The following is a 20,588-nucleotide window of genomic DNA, read 5'->3' as shown; positions in this document are numbered from 1 at the left end:
GGTTACACCTCCTTCTTCTCAAACTTAATACGCGGATCCAGAAACGCATAGATCACATCCACAATAAGATTCATCAGCACGAATATCACTGCAATGAGCAGAACCACGCCCTGCACCACCGGGAAATCCGATTTCATAATACACTGTACTGTGTAGTTGCCGATACCCGGCCATGCGTACACAGATTCTGTCAGCACAGCACCTCCTAAAAGAGAGCCGAGCTGCAGACCGATAACGGTGGTGACGGGAAGCATTGCATTTCTCAGCGCATGTTTTCTTGTCACCTTGCCTTCGCTGATACCTTTTGCCCTGGCTGTACGGATATAATCCTGGTTCAGGGTCTCCAGCATACTGGAACGTGTCATACGGGCAATGATGGCCATGGAATACAGACTCAGGGTCACTGCCGGAAGTACCATATGTACGACAGCGTCCTTCAAAGCTACCGTATCTCCCTGGATGATACTGTCAATGATCATAAAACCTGTCACTGTGTCCGGGCGCAGAGACGGGTCAATACGTCCACTGGAAGGCAGCCAGTGAAGGATGCCGGAAAACAGGATGATCAGCATGATTCCGAGCCAGAAAATAGGCACCGATACACCGACCAGGGACAGCAGCATACCTCCGTTATCAAATATGGAGTTCTTCTTCACAGAAGACACCACGCCGATAATAATACCGAAAATAGCTGCCAGGATGATCGCTATAATAGCCAGCTCCACTGTTGCCGGAAAACGGCTGGCAATCTCTTTTGTCACAGGTGCTTTTGTATAATAGGAAGTTCCCAGATCACCGGTGACTGCTCCTTTGATAAAATCAACATACTGTGTGACCACAGGTTCATTCAGCCCATTGGCTTCACGCCATTCCTCCATGCTCTCCCTGGTTGCGTGCTGACCCAGAACGATAGGCGCCGGGTCCGGTGCGCATACACGCATAAGAAAGAACACAATCAGGGATACACCGAAGAGAACGGGTATGAGCTGTAAAAGCCGTTTAATTATGTACTTAAACATGTCTTGACCTCTCTTTTTCTTTTGTTTCAATCTGCGCTCGGTAATTTGTCTCCGCCCGCCGCTGTTTTGCTGAATTCCTCCGGAACAATTCATTTCTCAAGGGGTTTATCCTGCAGAGCCCTTTCAGAGATGAACTGTTCCCCGGTAAAACAAGCTTTTAGACCGCATATAAGGGCAGATTTCTCTGCCCTTATGCAATCCCGTTTTACCTGATTAGTTCTTATATGTCTTGCTCAAGAAAACATTTCCTGTCGGATGTGCGATGAAGTTCTGTACATTAGATACATAGCCTGACAGGTTCTGCTGATGGGAAATCGGCAGCCAGATATTCTCGTCTGCGATCTTCTGTTCCATCTTGGCATATGCTGCATTTCTGTCGTCACCGTTTTCCATGGAGGCTGCTTCGGAAAGCATGGTATTGTACTCCTCATTGCGGTACAGGGCAACGTTCATCTCCGGGTCCTCATGAGCTAACAGATACATAAAGTTATCCGGGTCACCATTGTCACCGATCCAGCCGTACAGGCACATGTCATAATCGCCTGCGCCCAGCTTCTCTTTGTATGTTGTCCAGTCATAGGAATCAATGGAAACTTTTACGCCTACCTTGTCAAAGTATCCCTGCAGAGCCTCTGCCAATGTCTGGCCTGTTGCAGTATTGTAAGGTCTCGGGTTTGTATAAGCCATCATCTTCAGTTCCGTGATGCCCTTTTCTTCCAGTATCTTCTTAGCGTCATCCGGGTTGTACGCTGTCTGTTTTACATCTGCGCTGTAGCCCGGCATAAAGGTAGGAAGAATGCTGGTAGCCTGGGAAGCGTATCCCTTGTAAAGGCTATCAACCAGTTCCGGAATATTTACTGCCTCAGATAATGCTTTTCTCACATCAGGGTCTGTCACTTTCTGTGTGTTATATGCCATATAGTTGATATTCATACCTTCTGCCTGGTATAACAGACAGCCTGCAGATGTGATCTGGTCAACTACAGTAGCGTCGATACCGTCGATGATATCTACTTCCCCGTTTGTCAGGGCAACTACACGTGCGGAGTTATCGGGAATGGTTGAGAAGATGATCTCTTTTGCAACTCCCTTGTCACCCCAGTAGTCTTCGTTTCTTTCCATAACAACTGCTTCGTTCTTATCCCATCTTACGAATTTGTAAGGGCCTGTTCCGCACGGAGCTTCATTTAAGTTTCCGTTTGCCGCGTCACATGCGGTTGGGCTAACCATCGGTGCACCCAGAGACATAGCCAGGTTGTTTAAGAACGGTGTGGATTTTTTGGTGAGTTTGAACTCTACGGTATATTCATCCACTACGTTGCACTCTGCAACATCACCGTATACGAAGTCAGCGTAGAGCATGTCCTCTGTTTTATTGACTGTCTGTCTGTCAACATTATATTTTACTGCTTCCGCGTTGAAATCTGTTCCGTCGTGGAATTTTACGCCTTCTCTTAACTTGAAGGTATAGGTAAGGCCGTCCTCACTGATCTCCCATGACTCAGCCAGGCAGGGCTCTACCTCTGTATCGCTGTCGCCGTATTTCAGAAGGCCTTCATACATCTGGCAGATTGGTTTGGAGGACTCACCGTCATCGATCATAGCCGGGTCAAGACCACGTGGGTCGGCGCCCTGCGCATATCTCAGTGTCTGCTCCTTGTCCACATCTTCCGGAACATCAGCAAATTTTGTCAGCATCTCGCCGCTTGCTTTTTTCTCGGTTGTTCCGGTTTCCGTCTCTGCATCCGCATCCGCATTTCCTTCATCACCGGCAGTTTCTGTTTTTGTTGTGTCACTGGCATTGTCTGCGCCAGTCTTCTTGTTGCTTCCGCATCCTGCCATCAGGGTGATTGCCATAGATGTGCAGAGCAAAGCCGCAATTACTTTTCTCTTCATAGAAAATCCCTCCTTTGATTCACGCAGCGCTCCCTGTGTCCTGTCATTTTGACATCACTTTGACGTGGTAAACACAAAGAACTCTGTGCTAACCATTTTACTATAGATAGAGAAAAATTACAAGTTTTAATTTCTTATCCTGCATTTATTGTATGATTATGCGTAACCGTTACAGTCACTTAGACGTGGGCCGGATGCCTGCCGGCACTGCCTTTTCGTGCGGTGAACGCAGTAAATACGCAGACCGGTCTGGGCTGTTATGGTTATGCAGACCGGTTTTATCTGGCTTTGATTTGTATATAAGTATAGAAATGATATTTTATTCAGGATGAATGTATATTTATATTCATCATTTGCAAGTTGGCTTTGTTTTTCCTGCAAATTTTTCTGTATAGATTTTTATATGCATGATGTGCGAGTGTACATTTGTCTTTTTATGGAAGACATTTTTGTATAAACCGCTGTAATTTTAGATGTTTTGGCGGGAAATGTCTCTCATTAAAAGACATGTGAGGTATTTCTCTATATAGTTGCCGGGATATTATAAGGGTATCCTGCAAGTGATAATCAGAATATGCAAAAGAGAACCCGTCAAACATTACACGGATTCTCTCTTTATAGGGAATACTCATGGCAGGTTAATTACCTTACCGGAAGTTTTCCCAGTATCTCCATCTCGTCTGCAATGTATTTCAGCCCATATTTCTCCCAGATATCTCTGTATGGCCATGCAGTCTTCCTATCCCATCCTCTGGTATCGTAATACATGTCTACTAAATGGTTGAAATCATCCCAGTCTGCTGTTTCCCCCCAGGAGTCCGGTATACAGATTCCCGGCCATACGGCATTTACTTCCATTTCCCGGTCACGGCCAAAATTACGAATCAGGATTGCACGGAACAGCAGCTTTGAACGCACTGCAGAATCCCTCAGTTCTTCCTCTGTCATGGGATATCCCGTTGCCGCTTCATACATCTCAGCTTCCATGGAGTTCCACCACAAGTCCGGACTCTGCCAGTCACAGCAGGTAACTCCATCCTTGATCTCCCCCTTATTTTCATTCATGATGATGCTGTCCACAAGAGCCTGGCTGTGGTATGGGTCTTTTCGGATTTCCAGCAGATTCTCATATTTATCATGATGATGCTCTATGGTCTGCATATCCCTGGAGGATGTCATCAGCTCAATGGTGGTTGCCAGCCAGGTTTCTTTGGTGATACTGGCCTCAAATCCCCGGCCCTGCCAGTGAAAACTATGCCCCCATGCTGTCTCCATACTGATAGGCAGATCCACCCGGGGATTGCCGGGGAGCATCTGTGATCGTCTGCCGTGATAGATGGTATCCCCAAACTTCTCCTTGCCAAGCCTGCGGATCGCCCGGGCCATTCCCTCTGCCAAAAGATTTCCGTAGTAACCCTTTCTGTATACGATCATATCCATTAGATATGCCACAAACTCCCTGGATTCCACATCAATGGGCATTCCAAAATCAATCTCATCAAAGACACCTTCCCTGCTCCCCATAGACAGCCAGGGAAGCAGCCATACAATCACATCCCATTTATCCACTCCATATTCATTGCACAACTCATTTATCATATTTCCTTTTTCAAAATCGGGTTTCCAGAACCCCAGTATATCCGGCAGTATAGGTTCATTGATTTCCTTAAAATAGGGATCTGTAGGGTCTGGTTCCGGAAATTCCTGGCTCAGCAGCTTGCAGGGCAGTACATGATTTTCCTTTGTCATCCAGTTGGCTCCCGGTGTATTCGGCACATCTGTCTCAAAACCATAGGCAAAAATACTCACACACTTTTCAATATGGTTGATCTTTTCATCGCTGAAAAATGAATCCGTGTTCATCATCAGACAGTTACAGTGCTGGTTACATCCATGGGAACAGGCAACATTTCCTCTCACCCACTTTCCCGGCGCTTCATTACCCGGCAGTCCCTGTGACTCCTTTTGAAGTACCGGTGACGGACGCATATAGGGACTGCCCATACGCATCCGCAGTTTTAGTATCTTTTCCACATTGGCAACAGCTACTACCCCTGTTCCATGACAGGTTACAGCCTTCAGATTCTTGGATCCCCACACAGCACCGAAACCGCTTTTAGCCATGACATTATCATTGCTTGTGGTAATGGAGGCGTTGCGGACCAGATTCTCACCGGCAGGACCTATCACCATACTCTTAAATTCTTTGCCGTGGGTTGTCTCCAGCCATTTCTGGGAATCATGGACTTTTTTCCCCCACAGGTTTCTTGCGGAAAGAAATTCCACTTTATCGTCATCTATGGCAATATACACCGGCTCCTGAGCCTTGCCCTCAAGGATAAATCCGTCATATCCCGCGAATTTCAATTCAGCTCCAAACCATCCCCCGATACCGCTGAAAGAATATTGTTCCGGATAGTTGTTGGCCGCTATCCCTGTCATCTCTGTCCTTCCCCCTGTAGGGATACCGGTTCCTGTAGTTGCCCCTGTCATGTAGATCAGCTTATTTTCCGGGTCAAAAGCTTTTGTTCCCGGCTTCACCTCATCCCAGAATATCTTATTACACAGTGCTCTTCCCCCTAAATACTTTGGAACATATTCGTAGGTAGATATAATCTCCGTCTTCTGCTCCGTCAGGTTGATGCGCAGGATTTTCCCCACATAGCCTCCCAGTCTGTGTATATTCAGAGGATTATTTAAGATATCATCTGCTGTATAATTCGGCATTTTCCTTCTCCTCCTATTTTGGATTTCTGATTTCACTGCCTGTATCTTTACTCACACCAAGGCAGCGTACCGGACAATACTGAACACAGGCAGGTCCCTCCGGCCTGGTACGGCATAAGTCACACTTTTTCGCCTTCCATTTCTTACGGCTGCTGTTCTTTGCCATATGAATCCTGGGAGGATCAAAACGACATGCTTTTATACATTTTCCGCATCCAATACAATTTTCCTCCCTTATATAGGCTATACCCTTATCATCTAAGCACATAGCCTCATCTTTTTTTGGACAGGCATCATAGCAGGGATGGTCTGTACAGTGCTGACAGGATGCAATATGGCACACCATATTCCTGGTGCCTCCGCGGATCAGGGATATACGGCTGTAACTAGGACTTACCAGACCGTCATGGACCAGACTGCATATGATTTCGCAGGATGTACAGCCGGCACATAAAGAATATTCGGGAGAATATTGGACAACATGCTCCCCATATGGCTCCGCCAAACGATTTTCTTTCATCTTCATCCTCTCTCTCTTTTAAGAATTGACCGAACTTTTATTTTTCTGAAGTTCAGGCAGGAAAATCACCAGTATGCTCATCAGAATCATACATCCACCAGCAAGCAGGAACATCAGGGAAAAATTTTCTCCCGCAATGGGTGTGATGATATATGTAGGAATAATTACCGCTCCTAAAAGCTCCAGGGTTGTGATCGCGCCGCCGGCACTTCCTGCATATTGCGGCCCGATTTCCGGAAGCAGCATGGGAAAGGACATGTATAACGGTATCAAAGTTCCAATACAAAAGCCTGCCAAAAGTAAAGATACCACAATAAGAGGCGGCGCCCCCATCCAACCGAAAGCGGCACACACTCCGGCAATCACGCCCAGCCCAATGAGGAATCCTTTCATGGACGGCATCCTGCCGCAGACTGCAGGTCCCAAAAGGCTTCCCAGTAAACTGCCCACAGTCAGGACAGACGCCATAATACCGGATGTTCCTGCACTGATTCCCCTGCTTTGGAGTGCTGTGGGAAGAAACGCGCTGACAGCTACGTTACATCCCAGCACACACATTAGACAAAGTCCCACCAGCCAGATATTCCTGCTTTTTAATACTACTTTCAGACTTTCCAGGGGTGACTCCTGATACTTTTGTCCGCTCTCACCGTCTTTCATAAACAGTATCCATAATACAAAAACCACAACAGCAGCAATTCCCGAAACTGCAAACGCAAAAGTATAGGAAGGCATCATGGCCGTAGTGGCTGTGCCCACTGTCATTCCCAGGGTACTGCCCACCATGGCGATTCCCACCATAGATCCCACCTTTTCCGGAGGATACCAGCCGCCGATGATTTTTGACATATTGACATTTAAAAATGTAACCCCGATACCTCCCAAGATCATAGTGCCCATCATGGAAGCATATCCTGCAGCAAAAGGCCTGAGACACAGTCCCAAAGCGGTCACAGCCAGGCCTATGGCGGCTACCCGCTTCACACCATATTTATCAGAAAGCATCCCTGCTATGATTCCCAGAAAAATTGCGGGAATCATCGGGGATGAAAACACACTGGAAAATTGGCTGGAGGAAAGTCCCATATCCTCCATAAGCACCGGTCCCAGAGGTGAAAGCTGGTACTGGAAATAATTTCCCAGGACTAAAGCTGTAAACAAAATAATAACCACGATTTTTCCATAGGAGCCTTTTTTCTTCCTCATTTTTTCTCCCTTTCCCAAGCTCTTGATTTATGCCTGAAACTAGTTGCTGATGCATACACCTCCGTCCACTACCATCTCTGTGGCAGTCACGAAGGAGGACTCATCTGACCCCAGATATACGGCTGCGTACGCGATATCGTCCGGTACTCCCAAACGTCCCAGCATACATACGGTGTTGATCATCTCCTGCTGTACCTCTTTGTTGTTTTTCACATCAGCCGGCGTCATATTTGTGTTGATCGGACCCGGAAGAATGCAGTTTATGCGGATACCTTTTCTGGCATACTCTTTTGCCACATTTCTGGAAATATTTGTCACTGCTGCTTTCATTGCCCCGTAAAAATAGGAATTCAGTTCCGGCCATATGGAAGAAATTGAGGCCACATTGATGACAGACCCCTTCCCTGCCTTTTCCATTTCAGGAATAAATGCCTGCATCATCCACACATAGGCTCTGTAATTCGTTTCCATGATCAGATTAAAATCTTCATCGTTCTGCTCCAAAAAGGGTTTATGTACTAAGACACCTGCTGCATTGAACAACACATCTACCCTCTGAAACTTATCCATGGCGGCCTTTTTCAGCGCACAGATATCTTCCTTTTTCCTCAGGTCACACCTTACAAAAATGGCCTCACGCCCCATTGCTGTGATCTTATCAACAACCTCCTGTCCTTTTTTCTCATTACGGCCGACAGCTACAATATCTGCCCCTTCCTTTGCATACATAAGCGCAACTGCTTCCCCGATTCCTGATGTAGCTCCTGTAACCACTGCGATTTTGTTTTCCATACGTCCCATAATGAATTACCTCCTGTTTTTTATATACGCACATTTTATCAATCTGCTGTTAAAAAGTAATCCATCTGAAAACATGAAAATTCAGCGGATTTTTCCGCTTGCGAACACGAAAGAGCTCCACCCTCACCGGATGAAGCTCTTTTGAAATTAATTATTTATAGGTATTCAGATATTGCAGGATTTCACAGGATAATAAAATTGACTGCCGTACATCCGAGTCATTCAGATTTAACGTCACCATTCTCTCCACTTTCAACAGACGGTAACCCAATGTGCTTTTATGTATATTTAGGATTTCCGCCGCTTTTGATAAACTCATGTTTTCTTTCATATATACATAAAAACTCTGCATCAGGATACCATCTTTATCATTCTCGTGCAGATGCAGGATTTCCGGATTGCACAGAAGTTTTAAATCGATCTTTTCTGCGAGAATGTCCATTATATGAATAATTCTGTATTTGCTATAGGGATAAAAATATTTTTCACGGTCGATTCTGGTCCCTAGTCTGATGGCCGCTGTTGTCAAATACGCCTGTTCATAAATATTTATAATATCAGGGAAACGGTAACTGACACTGGAATTCAATTTATATTTGACCAGTTTTTCTTTCACCAATTCCAGCTTTTCTTCAAAATTTTCTGTTTTTTTCTCATTAAATATAAAGTACAAATCACTGCCAAGCTGCAGTGGTATGCATCCTTTCAGGACTTTCTCAATCAGATTTATCACATAAAGCTGCATATCTGTTGCCACATCCTCTTTTGACATCTGTACTTTCAGGAGGTAAAAGCCATCTTCTCTCCCCCATCTTTGCTGTTTCAAGGAATAGTTCAGCGCTCCCGGTTCCAGGCTCTGTCCCTGAAGCCTGCCCGTCAGCATATTTTTCAACTGACTGTATTTTTCCTTATGCTGTCTGTTTTCGCTGAATACTCTCCGGTAAATCAATTCCTTTAAATATTCAAGCAGAATACTGTGAACAGGCAGAAGTTTTATATCCGTCTCAACGACTGCAAATACTGCAAATTTTTCATCCTCATGATACAGGTTACAGCAGATACTTGGAAGTCCTCCGTTTCCGGGATTTATATATGCTGTCCTGTGCGTAGTCCCCGCAGAGCGCAGCCCGCCGCTCTCTTTAAAATTTTTAATAAAGTGTTCACTCAGGTATCCCTTTTCCAGAGTTTCCTTCCATTCGGAATCTTCCATCAGCTTTTCACAATTCCCACCAACCGCAATGACATTCATTCCGGAATCGTATAAAATCACAGGATTATCCATGATTTCACTGCAGATACCCAGTATTTCACTCAAAGGTGCTTCCCGGATAACAGATAGCATCAAATTCTGATTCTGTTCCTGATAGCGCTCTATAATCCGATTAGCCTTTGATATCCATTCTCTTACATTTCCACCCTGTACAATCAGATAGTCAAGGTATTCACTCATTCTGTCCAGTTTGCTGCAGGCATTTCGATAGGAAGCAGGACCGGACTGCTGCTGGAAAATATGCTGTGTATCCACAGCGATCACGCTGATGCCTTCTAATTTTTCCCTTCCATCTAATTCCAGCAGTTCTTCCAATGTTCCAACAAGGAGATGTCCGGATTCCCGGGCGATCTCATTATCCTCCGGAAATATACCTGCACCGGTAATTGTACGGTTTCCACAATAAAAAGAAAATGCAGCAACGGCTTCTTCCTGCATCCTGGTATATATCATTTCTAAATTCACCTGCATTTTATGCCTCCCATGATAGCAGCACTTCTAAATCACAGCTCTAAAAATATATCTGAAATATAGTTGGAGGTATTTTATCATATTCAAATATTTCACGCAATATAATTGCGCACACCATTTGCAGCCGCTTATGAATTTCGGTCCTATTTTCCAAACACCGGGCCTGCTGATCATATGGTTCATCCCCATTTATCTCTCCTGTATGGTAACCTTAATCCTGTCCCCCGGCTGCTTCCCTGTTTTCTGTCTGATATCTTTCCTTACTCCTATAATATGGCCTGGTGTTTTCATCCGCACCAGGCTTCCGTCATACGGCTCACCATCAAAGGTTGCATGGACTTTCACTCTTCCTTTTCCGAACTCTTCCCGTACATCAAAAGGAAATTCAATATATGCGCCATCTATATCCGGCACCTTTTTTATAACCGCCTCAAATTCATATATTCTTGTATTCATGCCTCATTCCCTCCTGATTTCCTAAAATATAGCCTGCCGGCCAACAGAAGAAATACTCATACTTGCTTCCGTTCAAATAATGCCCCGTCTGTAATTACGGCTCCCGCATTCTCCTCTGTGAGAGATACATCCGCGGACTTCTCCTGTATAAATTTCAATGTATTTTCATCTACTACCTCAAAGACATACCGGCTCCCTTTTTCTTTATCCGTCGCGATCAGTTCCCCATCCGTGATCTCATACGTTCCCATAGGAATATAGGAACTGAGGACATCATACGAAAAGACAAAATTATCCTTATCCAGAAGTGTCAGACAGGGAAGACTCTGCTCTGTCTTTCCCAGCTCCTCTGCATTCATATAATAATTCTTTACGGATGAGATCTCCGCCTTATCCCTCTGGGGATTTACATCATCCAGCAGACTGATCCTGCTTACATCCTGTATCTGCGCAGGATAACTTTCCTGAACTCCTCCCGAAAATGTGATGGATATATGCTGTCCGGGCATCAGTTCGGTTAAGGCTATATCGGTATGATGCCATTCTATCTTTGTATCAGCGGTAACCTGAAAACTAAACTCGCCTCTGTAATTCACATCATTTTCCTTCAGCCCTGATACCAGCATGGATCTGCCGTCTATTTCCAGTATCTCAGCATAAAAAACAGCGGAATCACCAAAATCCTCCTGATCCATACGGTTCGTTCCTACCGTATATCCTGCCCAAAAGATAAGTAAAACAAACAGCAATATCATAACACCTTTTAAAAAATTCTTCATACCCAATCCCCCCGTATCACTCATTTACAGATACATAAACATTAACCAGAAACACAATATGAAACAATTTTTTTGTTTTCTATTGTAATTATACCTTTTATTCCCGCACAGTCCAACCGTTATTTATGTAACATCATAATCCTTTTCTCCGGCATCCCTGTGGGAACGGAAAAATCATGCTCCGCCGCAATATACCACTCAGCCATTTTTTCAAGCTCAACATGAACCACCTGATGATACATCCTCCATGCATAAGGCATCTGATCACGGACCATCCCCTTTGCCACACCTGTATAAAAAATGGATGAAAGGTCCAAAAATTGTGTGTATAAATTGGTATTTTTCTCTCTTCTGTGTTAGAATATATGCATCAGATACAGAAAATACGAAAGACAAAATGTCTTCGTCAGGAAGGAATGAGAGTATACTCGTGAAAAAACAGATAAAACTGAAAAAACAAACAAAACCCCAGCTATCTGACAGTCAAGAGGAAAAAAAGGACCGCAGGATTCCAACCACCCGGTATCATCCGGATTACAAAACCGGGCTTACCAGCCAGCAGGTGCAGGAGCACAGACTTCACGGCTGGACCAACAAAGCGGTGGACCCGCCGTCCAAGACCACAAAGGAAATCATACATGACAATGTCTTCACATATTTTAACTTAATCTTCGTAGTGCTGGCAGTCCTGCTCTGTATCGTGGGATCTTTCCGGGATTTGACCTTTCTCCCGGTCATCATTGCCAACACTCTGATCGGTATTATTCAGGAGGTGCGTGCCAAACAGGTCCTGGATAATCTGACCATGTTAAATGCCCCCAATGCCTCAGTGGTGCGGAACGGCAAAACTTCAGTGGTTAATGCCGAGGAACTGGTGCTGGATGATATGGTCATCTTCAAAGCCGGCAACCAGGTCTGCGCAGACGCAGAGGTCAGCGCCGGGGAAGTGCAGGTAAATGAATCCCTGCTCACCGGTGAATCGGATGAGATCACCAAGAAAAAAGGCGACCGGCTCATGTCAGGCAGCTTCATCGTATCCGGCCAGTGTCATGCAAGACTTGACAAAGTGGGGAAGGATTCCTACATCTCCCGCCTGACTCTGGAGGCCAAGGAAATGCAGAGCGGGGAACAGTCAGAGATGATACGCTCCCTGGATAAGCTGGTAAAATTCGTGGGCATCGCCATTATCCCCATTGGCCTTGTGCTGTTCATACAGGCATTTTTCTTCCAGCATGAGGCGTTCCGCTCCAGCGTCACCTCCATGGTGGCTGCTGTCATCGGCATGATCCCCGAAGGGCTGTACCTTCTCGCAAGCGTGGCTCTGGCCGTAAGCTCCATCCGCCTGGCCCAGAAAAAAGTCCTGCTGCACGATATGAAATGCATTGAAACGCTGGCAAGGGTCAACGTGCTCTGTGTGGATAAGACGGGAACCATCACGGAAAACTCCATGGAAGTCCAGGAGGTCATTGCAACGGAAGATTACGACTCCGAAGAGATGGAACCACTGTCTGTGATGATCGGGGATTTTGCAGCGGCCATGAGCAGTGACAACATCACCATGGCTGCCATCAAAAAACATTTCAAAACCACCTCCGGCAAAAAGGCCGTGAGCAAAACAGGCTTCTCCTCTGCCACCAAATACAGCAGTGTGACCTTTGAGGATGTGACCTGTGTATTGGGCGCCCCGGAGTTTGTACTGAAAGAGGATTATGAGGATTACAGAGATGAAATATTAGAATACGCCTCCAAAGGTTCCCGCGTCCTGGTATTCGGAACTTACGAGGAAAAGATTGACGGCAAAGCGCTCCAATGCCCCATCATCCCCTTAGGTTACATTCTCCTTGCAAATCCCATCCGCAGGCAGGCAAAGGAGACTTTTACTTACTTTGCCGAGCAGGGTGTGGAGGTGAAGGTGATTTCCGGGGATAATCCCACTACGGTATCTGAAGTGGCAAAGCAGGCAGGTATCGCCGGGGCTGAGAATTATGTGGATGCCTCGGAACTGGAGACAGACGCGGAAATGCGGGAGGCTGTCCTGAACAGCACCGTCTTCGGGCGTGTCACTCCCAACCAGAAGAGACAGTTTGTACAGATCTTAAAGGAAGCCGGCAAAACAGTTGCCATGACAGGAGACGGTGTCAACGATGTGCTGGCCCTGAAGGATGCGGACTGCAGCATTGCCATGGCCTCAGGAAGTGACGCGGCAGCCCAGGCTTCCCAGCTTGTACTGCTGGAATCTGATTTTTCCTGTATGCCGCAGGTGGTTCTGGAAGGACGGCGGGTGGTAAACAATATCCAGCGTTCCGCCAGTTTGTTCCTGGTTAAGAATATTTTTTCCTTCCTGCTCTCCCTGTTCTCAGTTGTATTTATGCTGACCTATCCGCTGGAACCCTCACAGGTATCCCTGATCAGCATGTTCACCATCGGCATCCCGGCCTTTTTCCTGGCGCTGGAGCCGAATAAAAATATCATCAAGGGGCATTTTCTCACCAATGTATGCCTGAAAGCCATGCCGGCGGCACTGACGGACGTTCTGGCAGTAGGAGCGCTGGTGGTGTTCGGGCGGACCTTTGGAGTAAACTCCACGGATATCTCAACCGCGGCCACCATGCTGCTGGCAATCGTGGGATTTATGATCCTCTACAAGATCAGCGCGCCCATGAACAAGATCCGTGTGGGGATTTTGCTGGGAACCATTGCCGGGCTTATCTTCTGCAGTCTGTTTTTAAACAACCTGTTTGCCCTCACCGGCATGTCCACCAAATGTATTATGCTCTTCGTGGTATTTGCCATTGCCACAGAACCGGTGCTCAGATACCTCACCATGGCAATCGAAAAATGCCGCAATCTTTATCTCCGTCTAAAAGAGCACGGGATAAACGGATTATCATAAAAGGAGTGCAGGCTGCCGCCGCTTACCGCCGGTATCCTGCACTCGTTTCTTTTATTTCTGCATAATGAAATGTGTTGCTATGCGCTCCTCATATTCCGGTAACGAAATACCCTTTTCACGGCCCGCCTCAATGCATTTCAGCAGCCATGCCATATTCTCTCCCAAAGTACGCATGGTCTGCAGTCCTTCCCCGTCTTTTCTCACATCTTCCGGCGTAAATCCGTGTACCTGATTCCAATACTGGGATGAGACAACTGGCATGCTGCTGATGGTGAAATATTTGTTCAGCCGGTCAAATGCTGCGCTGGCACCGCCTCTTCTGCAGGATACCACGCTGGCTCCCAGCTTTCCGGCCATTCTGCCGCCGCCGCTGTAGAACAAACGGTCCAGAAATGCGGTGAGCTGCCCGCTGGGGCCTGCATAGTAGACCGGAGAGCCGACTACAATAGCGTCAATGCTGTCCAGTTTATCTATCACCTCATTTACCTTGTCGTCAAAGACACATTTTCCTGTCTCTCTGCATTTGCCGCAGGCAATGCAGCCCGCCACCGGCTTTTTGCCCAGATACAGGATCTCTGTATCAATCCCGTGTTTCTGCAGCGTTTCCGCTGTCTCTGAGAGGGCTGTGTAGGTACAGCCGTGTTCGTTTGGACTTCCGTTGATCAAAAGAACTTTCATTTATCTGCCTTCTTTCCCGTCTGCTGACGCTGCCTTTTCCGCACATTTTTATGAAAAAACGCGTTTCAGGACCTCCGCTGCTTTTTTCACCGGTATGATCTCCAGCTTTTCCTTCACCTCCTCTGCCACTTCCTCCAGGTCTTCCACATTTTCATAAGGGATAAATACTTTCTTCACACCCGCTCTCTGGGCTGCCATCAGTTTCTCGGGAAGGCCGCCGATAGGCATAACACCGCCGCGGAGTGAAACCTCACCTGTCATGGCATATTCCGGGCTGACCGCATTTCCTGTCACAAGGGAGGACAGGGCAGTCACCAGGGTGATTCCCGCAGATGGGCCGTCCTTTGGAACCGCTCCTGAGGGGACATGGATATGCAGGTCCTTCTCGTCAAGCTGCTTCGTCTCCTCCGGGTACATGGCCTTTACCAGTGTCAGGGCTATCTCAGCGGATTCTTTCATTACATCTCCCAATTGTCCGGTGATCCTCACCTTTCCGCTTCCCCTGGTCAGCGTTGTCTCCACGAACAGGATCTCTCCTCCCGCCCTGGTCCAGGCCAGACCTGTCACCACACCGGGTACGGCTTCCTGAAGAATCCCCTCGTGATGCATGGCGTTCCTTCCTAAAAATTCAGGGACACGTTTTTCACTGACTGTGATGCTCTTCTGTTCTCCCCTGACCAGCTTCACCGCAGCAAAGCGGCACAGGATATCCATCTGTTTTTTCAGACCGCGGACACCGGCCTCTGCCGTATAATCGCTGATGATCTTCATAATGGCCTCATCCGTCACCTTCAGGTTCTGGGCCTTGATGCCCATACTCTTCATAGCCTTGGGAAGCAGATGCTTTCTTGCAATATGGGACTTTTCAATGGGTGTATATCCCGGGAACTGGATCACTTCCATGCGGTTTAAAAGCGGCTCCGGTATGGTGTCTGTGCTGTTGGCCGTGCAGACGAAGAATACGTTTGACAGGTCATAGGGCACATTCATATAGTGGTCTGTAAAGCTGTTGTTCTGTTCCGGGTCCAGCACCTCCAGAAGTGCACTTGCCGGATCACCGCCGTAATCCTTTGCCAGCTTATCCACTTCATCCAATACCATGACCGGGTTCATGGCTCCGCTTCGCTTCATGCCCTCCATGATCCGACCGGGCATGGCGCCTACATACGTCCTTCTGTGTCCCCTTATCTCCGCCTCATCCCGGATACCGCCAAGGCTGATCCTTACATATTCCCTGTGGAGGGCTTTTGCAATACTCTGCCCGATACTTGTCTTTCCGGTACCGGGGGCACCTACAAAGAGAAGAATGGAGCCTGACTGTTTTTTATTCAATGCCATGACAGCGATCTGCTGGATGATCCTGTCCTTTACTTTTTTCAGTCCGTAATGTTCCTCATCCAGGATTTTTTCCGCTTCTCCCAGATCAATGTCAGGGTTCTCACCAGTTTTCCAGGACAGGCTTGTCACAAAATCCAGATAATCGTAGAGAAGACCGTACTCGTGACTGTCCTTGCCCTCCTGCTTCATACGGTTTAATACCTTTTCAGCCTCTTTTCGTGCCTCCTCGTTCATACCCGACTCTTTTAGTTTGTTCTCAAATCTGCGCACATCGGAAATGTTTTCAGGATGCATCTCATCCAACTGATTCTGCAGAAAATCAATCTGTTTTTTAATGGCTGACTCTCTGTACGCCTGTTCATGCGTCTCCTTCTGGGCACTCTGGGCCTCCTCGCTGACTTTGAACAGCTCGATAAACTCGTAAATGGCCTTCTCGATCCGTTCACATCTCTGTCCTCTGGTATCAGCCTCCAAAACAGCATATTTTTCCGGCCAGGACAGATTCAGGTAGCCGGAGAGGGCGCAGAGGATCTCATTCATATTTTTCCAGTGCAGGATAAAGCTCCTTGCCCACACGCCCCACTGAAACATCTGCACAAATCTCAGTAAATCTCTTTTCAGTGTCTCAAAACGCTTCTGCATCTCTTCATCGGAAATATCCTCCACTTCACCGCAGATGGCTGCTGAGGCGGATATGGACTGCATGGTCACCTCCACATCGGAGATTGTGACCCGTTCCTTTGTACGGACACGAATATTTCCTTCCTCGTCTATGCTTTCGATCTTACCGGAAACCCCTATGGGACAGATATCCTCCGGTGTCATGTCCTCCCGTTTCTTATCCTGCTTCATCATCAGGAACAGAACATCCTCGCCCACATGCTCTGCTGTTATCTCCTGGTCTGTAAAAATATCTTTTTTGAAAAAAAAGGTAACGCCCGGCAGTATCATCATATCAAAAATAGGTATTGTAATCATATGCATCCTCCTCACTTTATCAGCACTCAACCCAATCGAGTGCTAGCATCAAGTTAAAATATATAGCGAATCCGTTGGAATCCGCCAAGTATTGTGATATAATTTTACCATTCAATAATTATTTTACAAGTACGCAGTATTTTCATACCTGGTATGCTTTTTCATACCTACTCAGATCCTATAGAAAGGAAAAGGCAGCTGTTCAACTGACTGAATGGCTGCAGGAAAGGATTTATGTACGCATCATCCATGGAAAAAGAGGAAAACAACACGGTCTGTCCGCTGAAGTACGCCCTGAATATGGTGGGAGGAAAATGGAAGCTCCCCATTATCTGTATCCTGGCACGGGAAGAATCCGTGCGGTACAACAGCCTGAAACGAAAGCTTGTAGGTATCACTAATATGATGCTCTCCCAGTCTCTAAAAGAACTGGAAGAAAACGGAATTGTCCACCGGGAGCAGTATAATGAGATACCGCCCCGGGTGGAATATTCCCTCACAAAAGAAGGGCGCAGCATTCTGGAGCCGCTTGAAAGCCTGTCCAAATGGGGGAAACTCCATATGGATAAACTCCGGACACAATCCCCCTACTGCGGAGAATGCAGGGAGGTAAAATAGGTGCTGCCCGCACTTTCATCTGCCTGCTCAAAGGATGCCTGTTCTGAAATAATATCAAATACCAGCCCGTCCCCCAGCCAGAATTCATATCTGACGCGGCAGGAAGGGCTTTCCCGGATCGTGCGGGTCATCTCCCCGCGCACGGGGGCTTTCAGGTCATGGGATGCCTCCTCCAGCCTGTGTACACAGAGCCGCATCTTTCCCTGCCTGACAGTCACTTGGCCCTCCCCGTATTCCTCTATGCGGACGCCCAGATAAGTTGCCATTCTGTATTCCCTGCCCCTGCAGTGTACCACACAGATACACCCCTGAAAATGAAAACCCAAAAAGGGAATATCCGCAGCAGACAGCATAACACTGCTGCGTTCCCCGAATCCGCACTGCGTCCAGAGATAGGACTTCGGAAAGGAACGGCCTTTGTCTGTCTCAATATACCCTCTTCCGCCTGTCATAGGGATTTTCCTGCCGTTTACCGTCAGTCCGCCTCTGAGACTGTGATGCATGCTCAGTACGCCGTGGCTGCACTGCAGGAAGGGAATATATTTAAAAAATCCCATAATATCATACCTCAGCCTGTCAAAAGGCCCATACGCAATACTTCCCTTTACCGTCAAATCTCTGCTTTTTATATCCAGTTGTATTCCCTTTTCCGTGAAAATATTTCTTCCAATCCTTACAGCAAAGGGCTTTCTGCTGACGCGGCAGGCCTCCTTGGGATAAGTAAAATACCAGGAACCCTCCTCAGTCACGATCTGCAGGGATACGGTCCACTGTCCGTTCTGATCCGCATGGACTGCGGGAATAAATGCAATGGTATCGTCCCGGTTCTGGTGTTTCAGATACCAGCCTTCAAAATAAGGGAACAAAAATGCCGCACATCCCTTATGAATACATGTTTCTTTCATGTTCTTCACCTCTATGTCTCAATTCATCTGCACATGGGCACCGGTGTTTTACCGGCTGTGCCCATATGACTGCGTCTGTTTTATTGACATAGTTAGGATGTACGGCATTTCTAAACGCTATACGCTGTTTGTTCAGGCGTTTTTCTGTTCTTCTATTTTTTCCGCCAGGTCATTCAGATAGACCCAGCGCTCCATCTTCTCTTCCAGTTCTGCCTCCGCCTTTTCCTTCTCGGCAGTAATCTCAGACAGCTTTAATGAATTGGTGGCATTTGCCATCATATCTCTGTCCAGTTTTTCTATCTTCTCCTCCAGAGCCGCAATGTCATCGTCGATGGTATCATACTCTCTCTGTTCCTTGAACGTAAATTTCAGTTTGGCCGGACGGCTCTGCTTCCACTCTTTGGCCCCTTCTTTTTTCTCCGGTACCTCCTTTTTCAGGGAAACACCGCTGTCCGTACCTGCAGACCTGTTTTTCCTGGCTTCCAGATAATCCGTGTATCCGCCCTCATACTGCTGCAGATGGCCATTGCCGTCAAATTCAAAGATCCGGTCCACCACATTATCCAGAAAATATCTGTCATGGGACACTGTGATCACGATCCCGGAAAAGGAATTCAGATAATCTTCCAAAATGGTGAGTGTGGGGATATCCACGTTGTTGGATGGCTCATCCAGAATGTACACATTGGCTCCGCTTATGAGCACGGAAAGCAGATACAGTCTTCTCTTCTCACCGCCGGAGAGTTTACACACAGGCGTGTACTGCATATCCGGAGTAAATAAAAAGCGTTCCAGGAGCTGGGAGGCACTGATCTTTCCATCTCTTGTCTGCACATACTCTGCAATATCCTTGATATAGTCGATCACCCGCTGGTTCGTATCCAGATCCGGTTCTTCCTGTGCCAGATAGCCGATCTTTATGGTCTCCCCGATTTCAATCTCTCCCGCGTCCGGCTGTATCAGACCTGCGATCATTCTGATCAGGGTGGATTTTCCGCAGCCATTGGGACCGATAATGCCCAGTCTCTGGTTTCTCAGCACAATGTAGTCAAAATCATCCACCAATTTGGTTTCACCATAGCTTTTGCTCACATGGTGCAGTTCGATGGTCTTTTTCCCCATCCTTGTCTCCACGGAATCCATCTCCACCGCCTGGTCCTGTACCGGAGCCTTTCCGTTTTTCAGAGCTTCCAGGCGTTCCAGCCTTGCCCTCTGCTTTGTACTCCTTGCTCTGCAGCCGCGCTTCGCCCACTCCAGCTCCATCCGAAGGACACTCTGCCGTTTGCGCTCAGATGCCACTTCCATCTCCTCCCGCTCGGCCTTCAGCTCCAGGAATCTGGAATAATTGGCATCATAGCTGTACATATTTCCCCGGCTGATCTCCAGGATCCGGTTGGAGACCTTGTCCAGGAAGTAGCGGTCATGGGTCACCATGAGTACCACGCCCCTGTACTCCCGCAGGTACTCTTCCAGCCAGACGATCATCTCCTCATCCAGATGATTGGTAGGCTCGTCAAGCAGCAGAACGTCAAAATCAGAGGCCAGCACTTTAGCCATAGCCACCTTCCTTCTCTGCCCTCCTGACAACTGTGCAAGCGGTGTGTCATACTCCGCGATTCCAAGCTTCGTCAGATTGCTCTGCACCTTCCAGTCTGTCTCCGCCGACTTTCCGAGGGCATAGGAAGAAACCGTTGCATCTTGAGGAAATTCCGGGTTCTGAGGCAGATATGCAATACGCAGTCCGTTCTGTCTGACGATCTGTCCTGCATCCGGCTCCTCGATTCCCGCAACCATTCTGAGAAGTGTGGTCTTTCCTGTGCCGTTGATCCCGATGATGCCTATCTTATCACCTTCGTGGATACCGAAAGATGCATCCTCGAAGATTGTCTTTTCTCCGTATATTTTACTGATATGTTCTATATTTAATATGTTCATTTGTGACGCTCCTCTTATTCTCATTCTGACCATATTCATCATAAATGATTTTTAACAGAACGTCAACTTCTATCCGGACAGCCTTCCCTTGTTACTGT

At 47.1% G+C, this 20,588-nt stretch carries 16 protein-coding genes; 2 read left to right on the top strand and 14 right to left on the bottom strand.

The features are described from left to right. Positions 1 to 2: 2 nt before the first annotated feature. The 10 genes from V8Q34_RS00190 to V8Q34_RS27470 all read right to left on the bottom strand — a co-directional run bounded on the left by V8Q34_RS00190 (position 3) and on the right by V8Q34_RS27470 (position 11,432). Positions 3 to 1,019, bottom strand: a complete 1,017-nt coding sequence (locus V8Q34_RS00190) for an ABC transporter permease (RefSeq protein WP_033142762.1) — start codon at positions 1,017 to 1,019, stop codon at positions 3 to 5. A 213-nt stretch (positions 1,020 to 1,232) separates the two neighbouring features. After that, positions 1,233 to 2,915 carry an ABC transporter substrate-binding protein gene (locus V8Q34_RS00185; RefSeq protein WP_033142761.1) on the bottom strand — a complete coding sequence of 561 codons (1,683 nt, stop codon included), beginning with the start codon at positions 2,913 to 2,915 and terminating at the stop codon, positions 1,233 to 1,235. A gap of 642 nt (positions 2,916 to 3,557) precedes the next feature. Then, the gene (locus V8Q34_RS00180; RefSeq protein ID WP_335834497.1) at positions 3,558 to 5,642 is read right to left on the bottom strand and encodes an aldehyde ferredoxin oxidoreductase N-terminal domain-containing protein; all 2,085 of its coding nucleotides are present in this window, start codon (positions 5,640 to 5,642) and stop codon (positions 3,558 to 3,560) included. Positions 5,643 to 5,655: 13 nt separating this feature from the next. Continuing rightward, the gene (locus V8Q34_RS00175; RefSeq protein WP_227210001.1) at positions 5,656 to 6,168 is read right to left on the bottom strand and encodes a 4Fe-4S dicluster domain-containing protein; all 513 of its coding nucleotides are present in this window, start codon (positions 6,166 to 6,168) and stop codon (positions 5,656 to 5,658) included. Between the two features lie 12 nt (positions 6,169 to 6,180). Further along, entirely contained in the window at positions 6,181 to 7,368 is a 1,188-nt protein-coding gene (locus V8Q34_RS00170; RefSeq protein ID WP_335834496.1) for an MFS transporter, read from the bottom strand. Positions 7,369 to 7,407: 39 nt separating this feature from the next. After that, positions 7,408 to 8,169, bottom strand: coding sequence for an SDR family NAD(P)-dependent oxidoreductase (locus V8Q34_RS00165; RefSeq protein ID WP_244806201.1), 762 nt, complete (start codon positions 8,167 to 8,169; stop codon positions 7,408 to 7,410). Between the two features lie 151 nt (positions 8,170 to 8,320). Further along, positions 8,321 to 9,910, bottom strand: coding sequence for a PucR family transcriptional regulator (locus V8Q34_RS00160; RefSeq protein WP_335834495.1), 1,590 nt, complete (start codon positions 9,908 to 9,910; stop codon positions 8,321 to 8,323). 189 nt (positions 9,911 to 10,099) lie between these two features. Then, positions 10,100 to 10,366: a DUF1905 domain-containing protein gene (locus V8Q34_RS00155; protein ID WP_033142759.1), complete on the bottom strand. Its 267-nt coding sequence runs from the start codon at positions 10,364 to 10,366 to the stop codon at positions 10,100 to 10,102. A gap of 56 nt (positions 10,367 to 10,422) precedes the next feature. After that, positions 10,423 to 11,145: a hypothetical protein gene (locus V8Q34_RS00150; RefSeq protein WP_335834494.1), complete on the bottom strand. Its 723-nt coding sequence runs from the start codon at positions 11,143 to 11,145 to the stop codon at positions 10,423 to 10,425. Between the two features lie 119 nt (positions 11,146 to 11,264). After that, positions 11,265 to 11,432, bottom strand: coding sequence for an aminoglycoside 6-adenylyltransferase (locus V8Q34_RS27470; protein WP_227210006.1), 168 nt, complete (start codon positions 11,430 to 11,432; stop codon positions 11,265 to 11,267). 143 nt (positions 11,433 to 11,575) lie between these two features. On the opposite strand from V8Q34_RS27470, the gene V8Q34_RS00145 reads away from it, so the two are divergent. Further along, positions 11,576 to 14,038, top strand: a complete 2,463-nt coding sequence (locus V8Q34_RS00145; protein WP_118594059.1) for a cation-translocating P-type ATPase — start codon at positions 11,576 to 11,578, stop codon at positions 14,036 to 14,038. A 51-nt stretch (positions 14,039 to 14,089) separates the two neighbouring features. Here V8Q34_RS00145 and V8Q34_RS00140 read toward each other — a convergent pair whose 3' ends face one another. Continuing rightward, positions 14,090 to 14,716: a flavodoxin family protein gene (locus V8Q34_RS00140; RefSeq protein WP_033142757.1), complete on the bottom strand. Its 627-nt coding sequence runs from the start codon at positions 14,714 to 14,716 to the stop codon at positions 14,090 to 14,092. A gap of 48 nt (positions 14,717 to 14,764) precedes the next feature. Then, complete coding sequence (gene lon, locus V8Q34_RS00135) at positions 14,765 to 17,032, bottom strand: endopeptidase La (protein WP_227210009.1); 2,268 nt, start codon at positions 17,030 to 17,032, stop codon at positions 14,765 to 14,767. Between the two features lie 234 nt (positions 17,033 to 17,266). Here lon and V8Q34_RS00130 point away from each other — a divergent pair, with 234 nt between their 5' ends. Further along, the gene (locus V8Q34_RS00130; protein WP_225305343.1) at positions 17,267 to 17,650 is read left to right on the top strand and encodes a winged helix-turn-helix transcriptional regulator; all 384 of its coding nucleotides are present in this window, start codon (positions 17,267 to 17,269) and stop codon (positions 17,648 to 17,650) included. Here the strand turns inward: V8Q34_RS00130 and V8Q34_RS00125 are convergent. Further along, positions 17,620 to 18,555 carry a tocopherol cyclase family protein gene (locus V8Q34_RS00125; protein WP_335834493.1) on the bottom strand — a complete coding sequence of 312 codons (936 nt, stop codon included), beginning with the start codon at positions 18,553 to 18,555 and terminating at the stop codon, positions 17,620 to 17,622. The two genes, V8Q34_RS00130 and V8Q34_RS00125, sit on opposite strands and share 31 nt — an antisense overlap. A 132-nt stretch (positions 18,556 to 18,687) precedes the next feature. Next, positions 18,688 to 20,490, bottom strand: coding sequence for an ABC-F family ATP-binding cassette domain-containing protein (locus V8Q34_RS00120; protein WP_335834492.1), 1,803 nt, complete (start codon positions 20,488 to 20,490; stop codon positions 18,688 to 18,690). Positions 20,491 to 20,588: the final 98 nt, after the last annotated feature.

The sequence above is a fragment of the Blautia sp. JLR.GB0024 genome (assembly GCF_037000545.1).
GTDB classification, from domain to species: Bacteria; Bacillota; Clostridia; order Lachnospirales; family Lachnospiraceae; genus Blautia; species Blautia celeris.
This window is presented reverse-complemented; position numbering and strand designations above follow the sequence as displayed.

Coding starts and splice junctions, on each gene's coding strand:
- V8Q34_RS00140 (WP_033142757.1), bottom strand. CDS start 14,716: ATGAAAGTTCTTTTGATCAACGGAAGTCCAAACGAACACGGCTGTACC.
- V8Q34_RS00125 (WP_335834493.1), bottom strand. CDS start 18,555: ATGAAAGAAACATGTATTCATAAGGGATGTGCGGCATTTTTGTTCCCT.
- V8Q34_RS00185 (WP_033142761.1), bottom strand. CDS start 2,915: ATGAAGAGAAAAGTAATTGCGGCTTTGCTCTGCACATCTATGGCAATC.
- V8Q34_RS00190 (WP_033142762.1), bottom strand. CDS start 1,019: ATGTTTAAGTACATAATTAAACGGCTTTTACAGCTCATACCCGTTCTC.
- V8Q34_RS00120 (WP_335834492.1), bottom strand. CDS start 20,490: ATGAACATATTAAATATAGAACATATCAGTAAAATATACGGAGAAAAG.
- V8Q34_RS00155 (WP_033142759.1), bottom strand. CDS start 10,366: ATGAATACAAGAATATATGAATTTGAGGCGGTTATAAAAAAGGTGCCG.
- V8Q34_RS00170 (WP_335834496.1), bottom strand. CDS start 7,368: ATGAGGAAGAAAAAAGGCTCCTATGGAAAAATCGTGGTTATTATTTTG.
- V8Q34_RS00175 (WP_227210001.1), bottom strand. CDS start 6,168: ATGAAGATGAAAGAAAATCGTTTGGCGGAGCCATATGGGGAGCATGTT.
- V8Q34_RS00180 (WP_335834497.1), bottom strand. CDS start 5,642: ATGCCGAATTATACAGCAGATGATATCTTAAATAATCCTCTGAATATA.
- V8Q34_RS00130 (WP_225305343.1), top strand. CDS start 17,267: ATGTACGCATCATCCATGGAAAAAGAGGAAAACAACACGGTCTGTCCG.
- V8Q34_RS00165 (WP_244806201.1), bottom strand. CDS start 8,169: ATGGGACGTATGGAAAACAAAATCGCAGTGGTTACAGGAGCTACATCA.
- V8Q34_RS00150 (WP_335834494.1), bottom strand. CDS start 11,145: ATGAAGAATTTTTTAAAAGGTGTTATGATATTGCTGTTTGTTTTACTT.
- lon (WP_227210009.1), bottom strand. CDS start 17,032: ATGATTACAATACCTATTTTTGATATGATGATACTGCCGGGCGTTACC.
- V8Q34_RS00160 (WP_335834495.1), bottom strand. CDS start 9,910: ATGCAGGTGAATTTAGAAATGATATATACCAGGATGCAGGAAGAAGCC.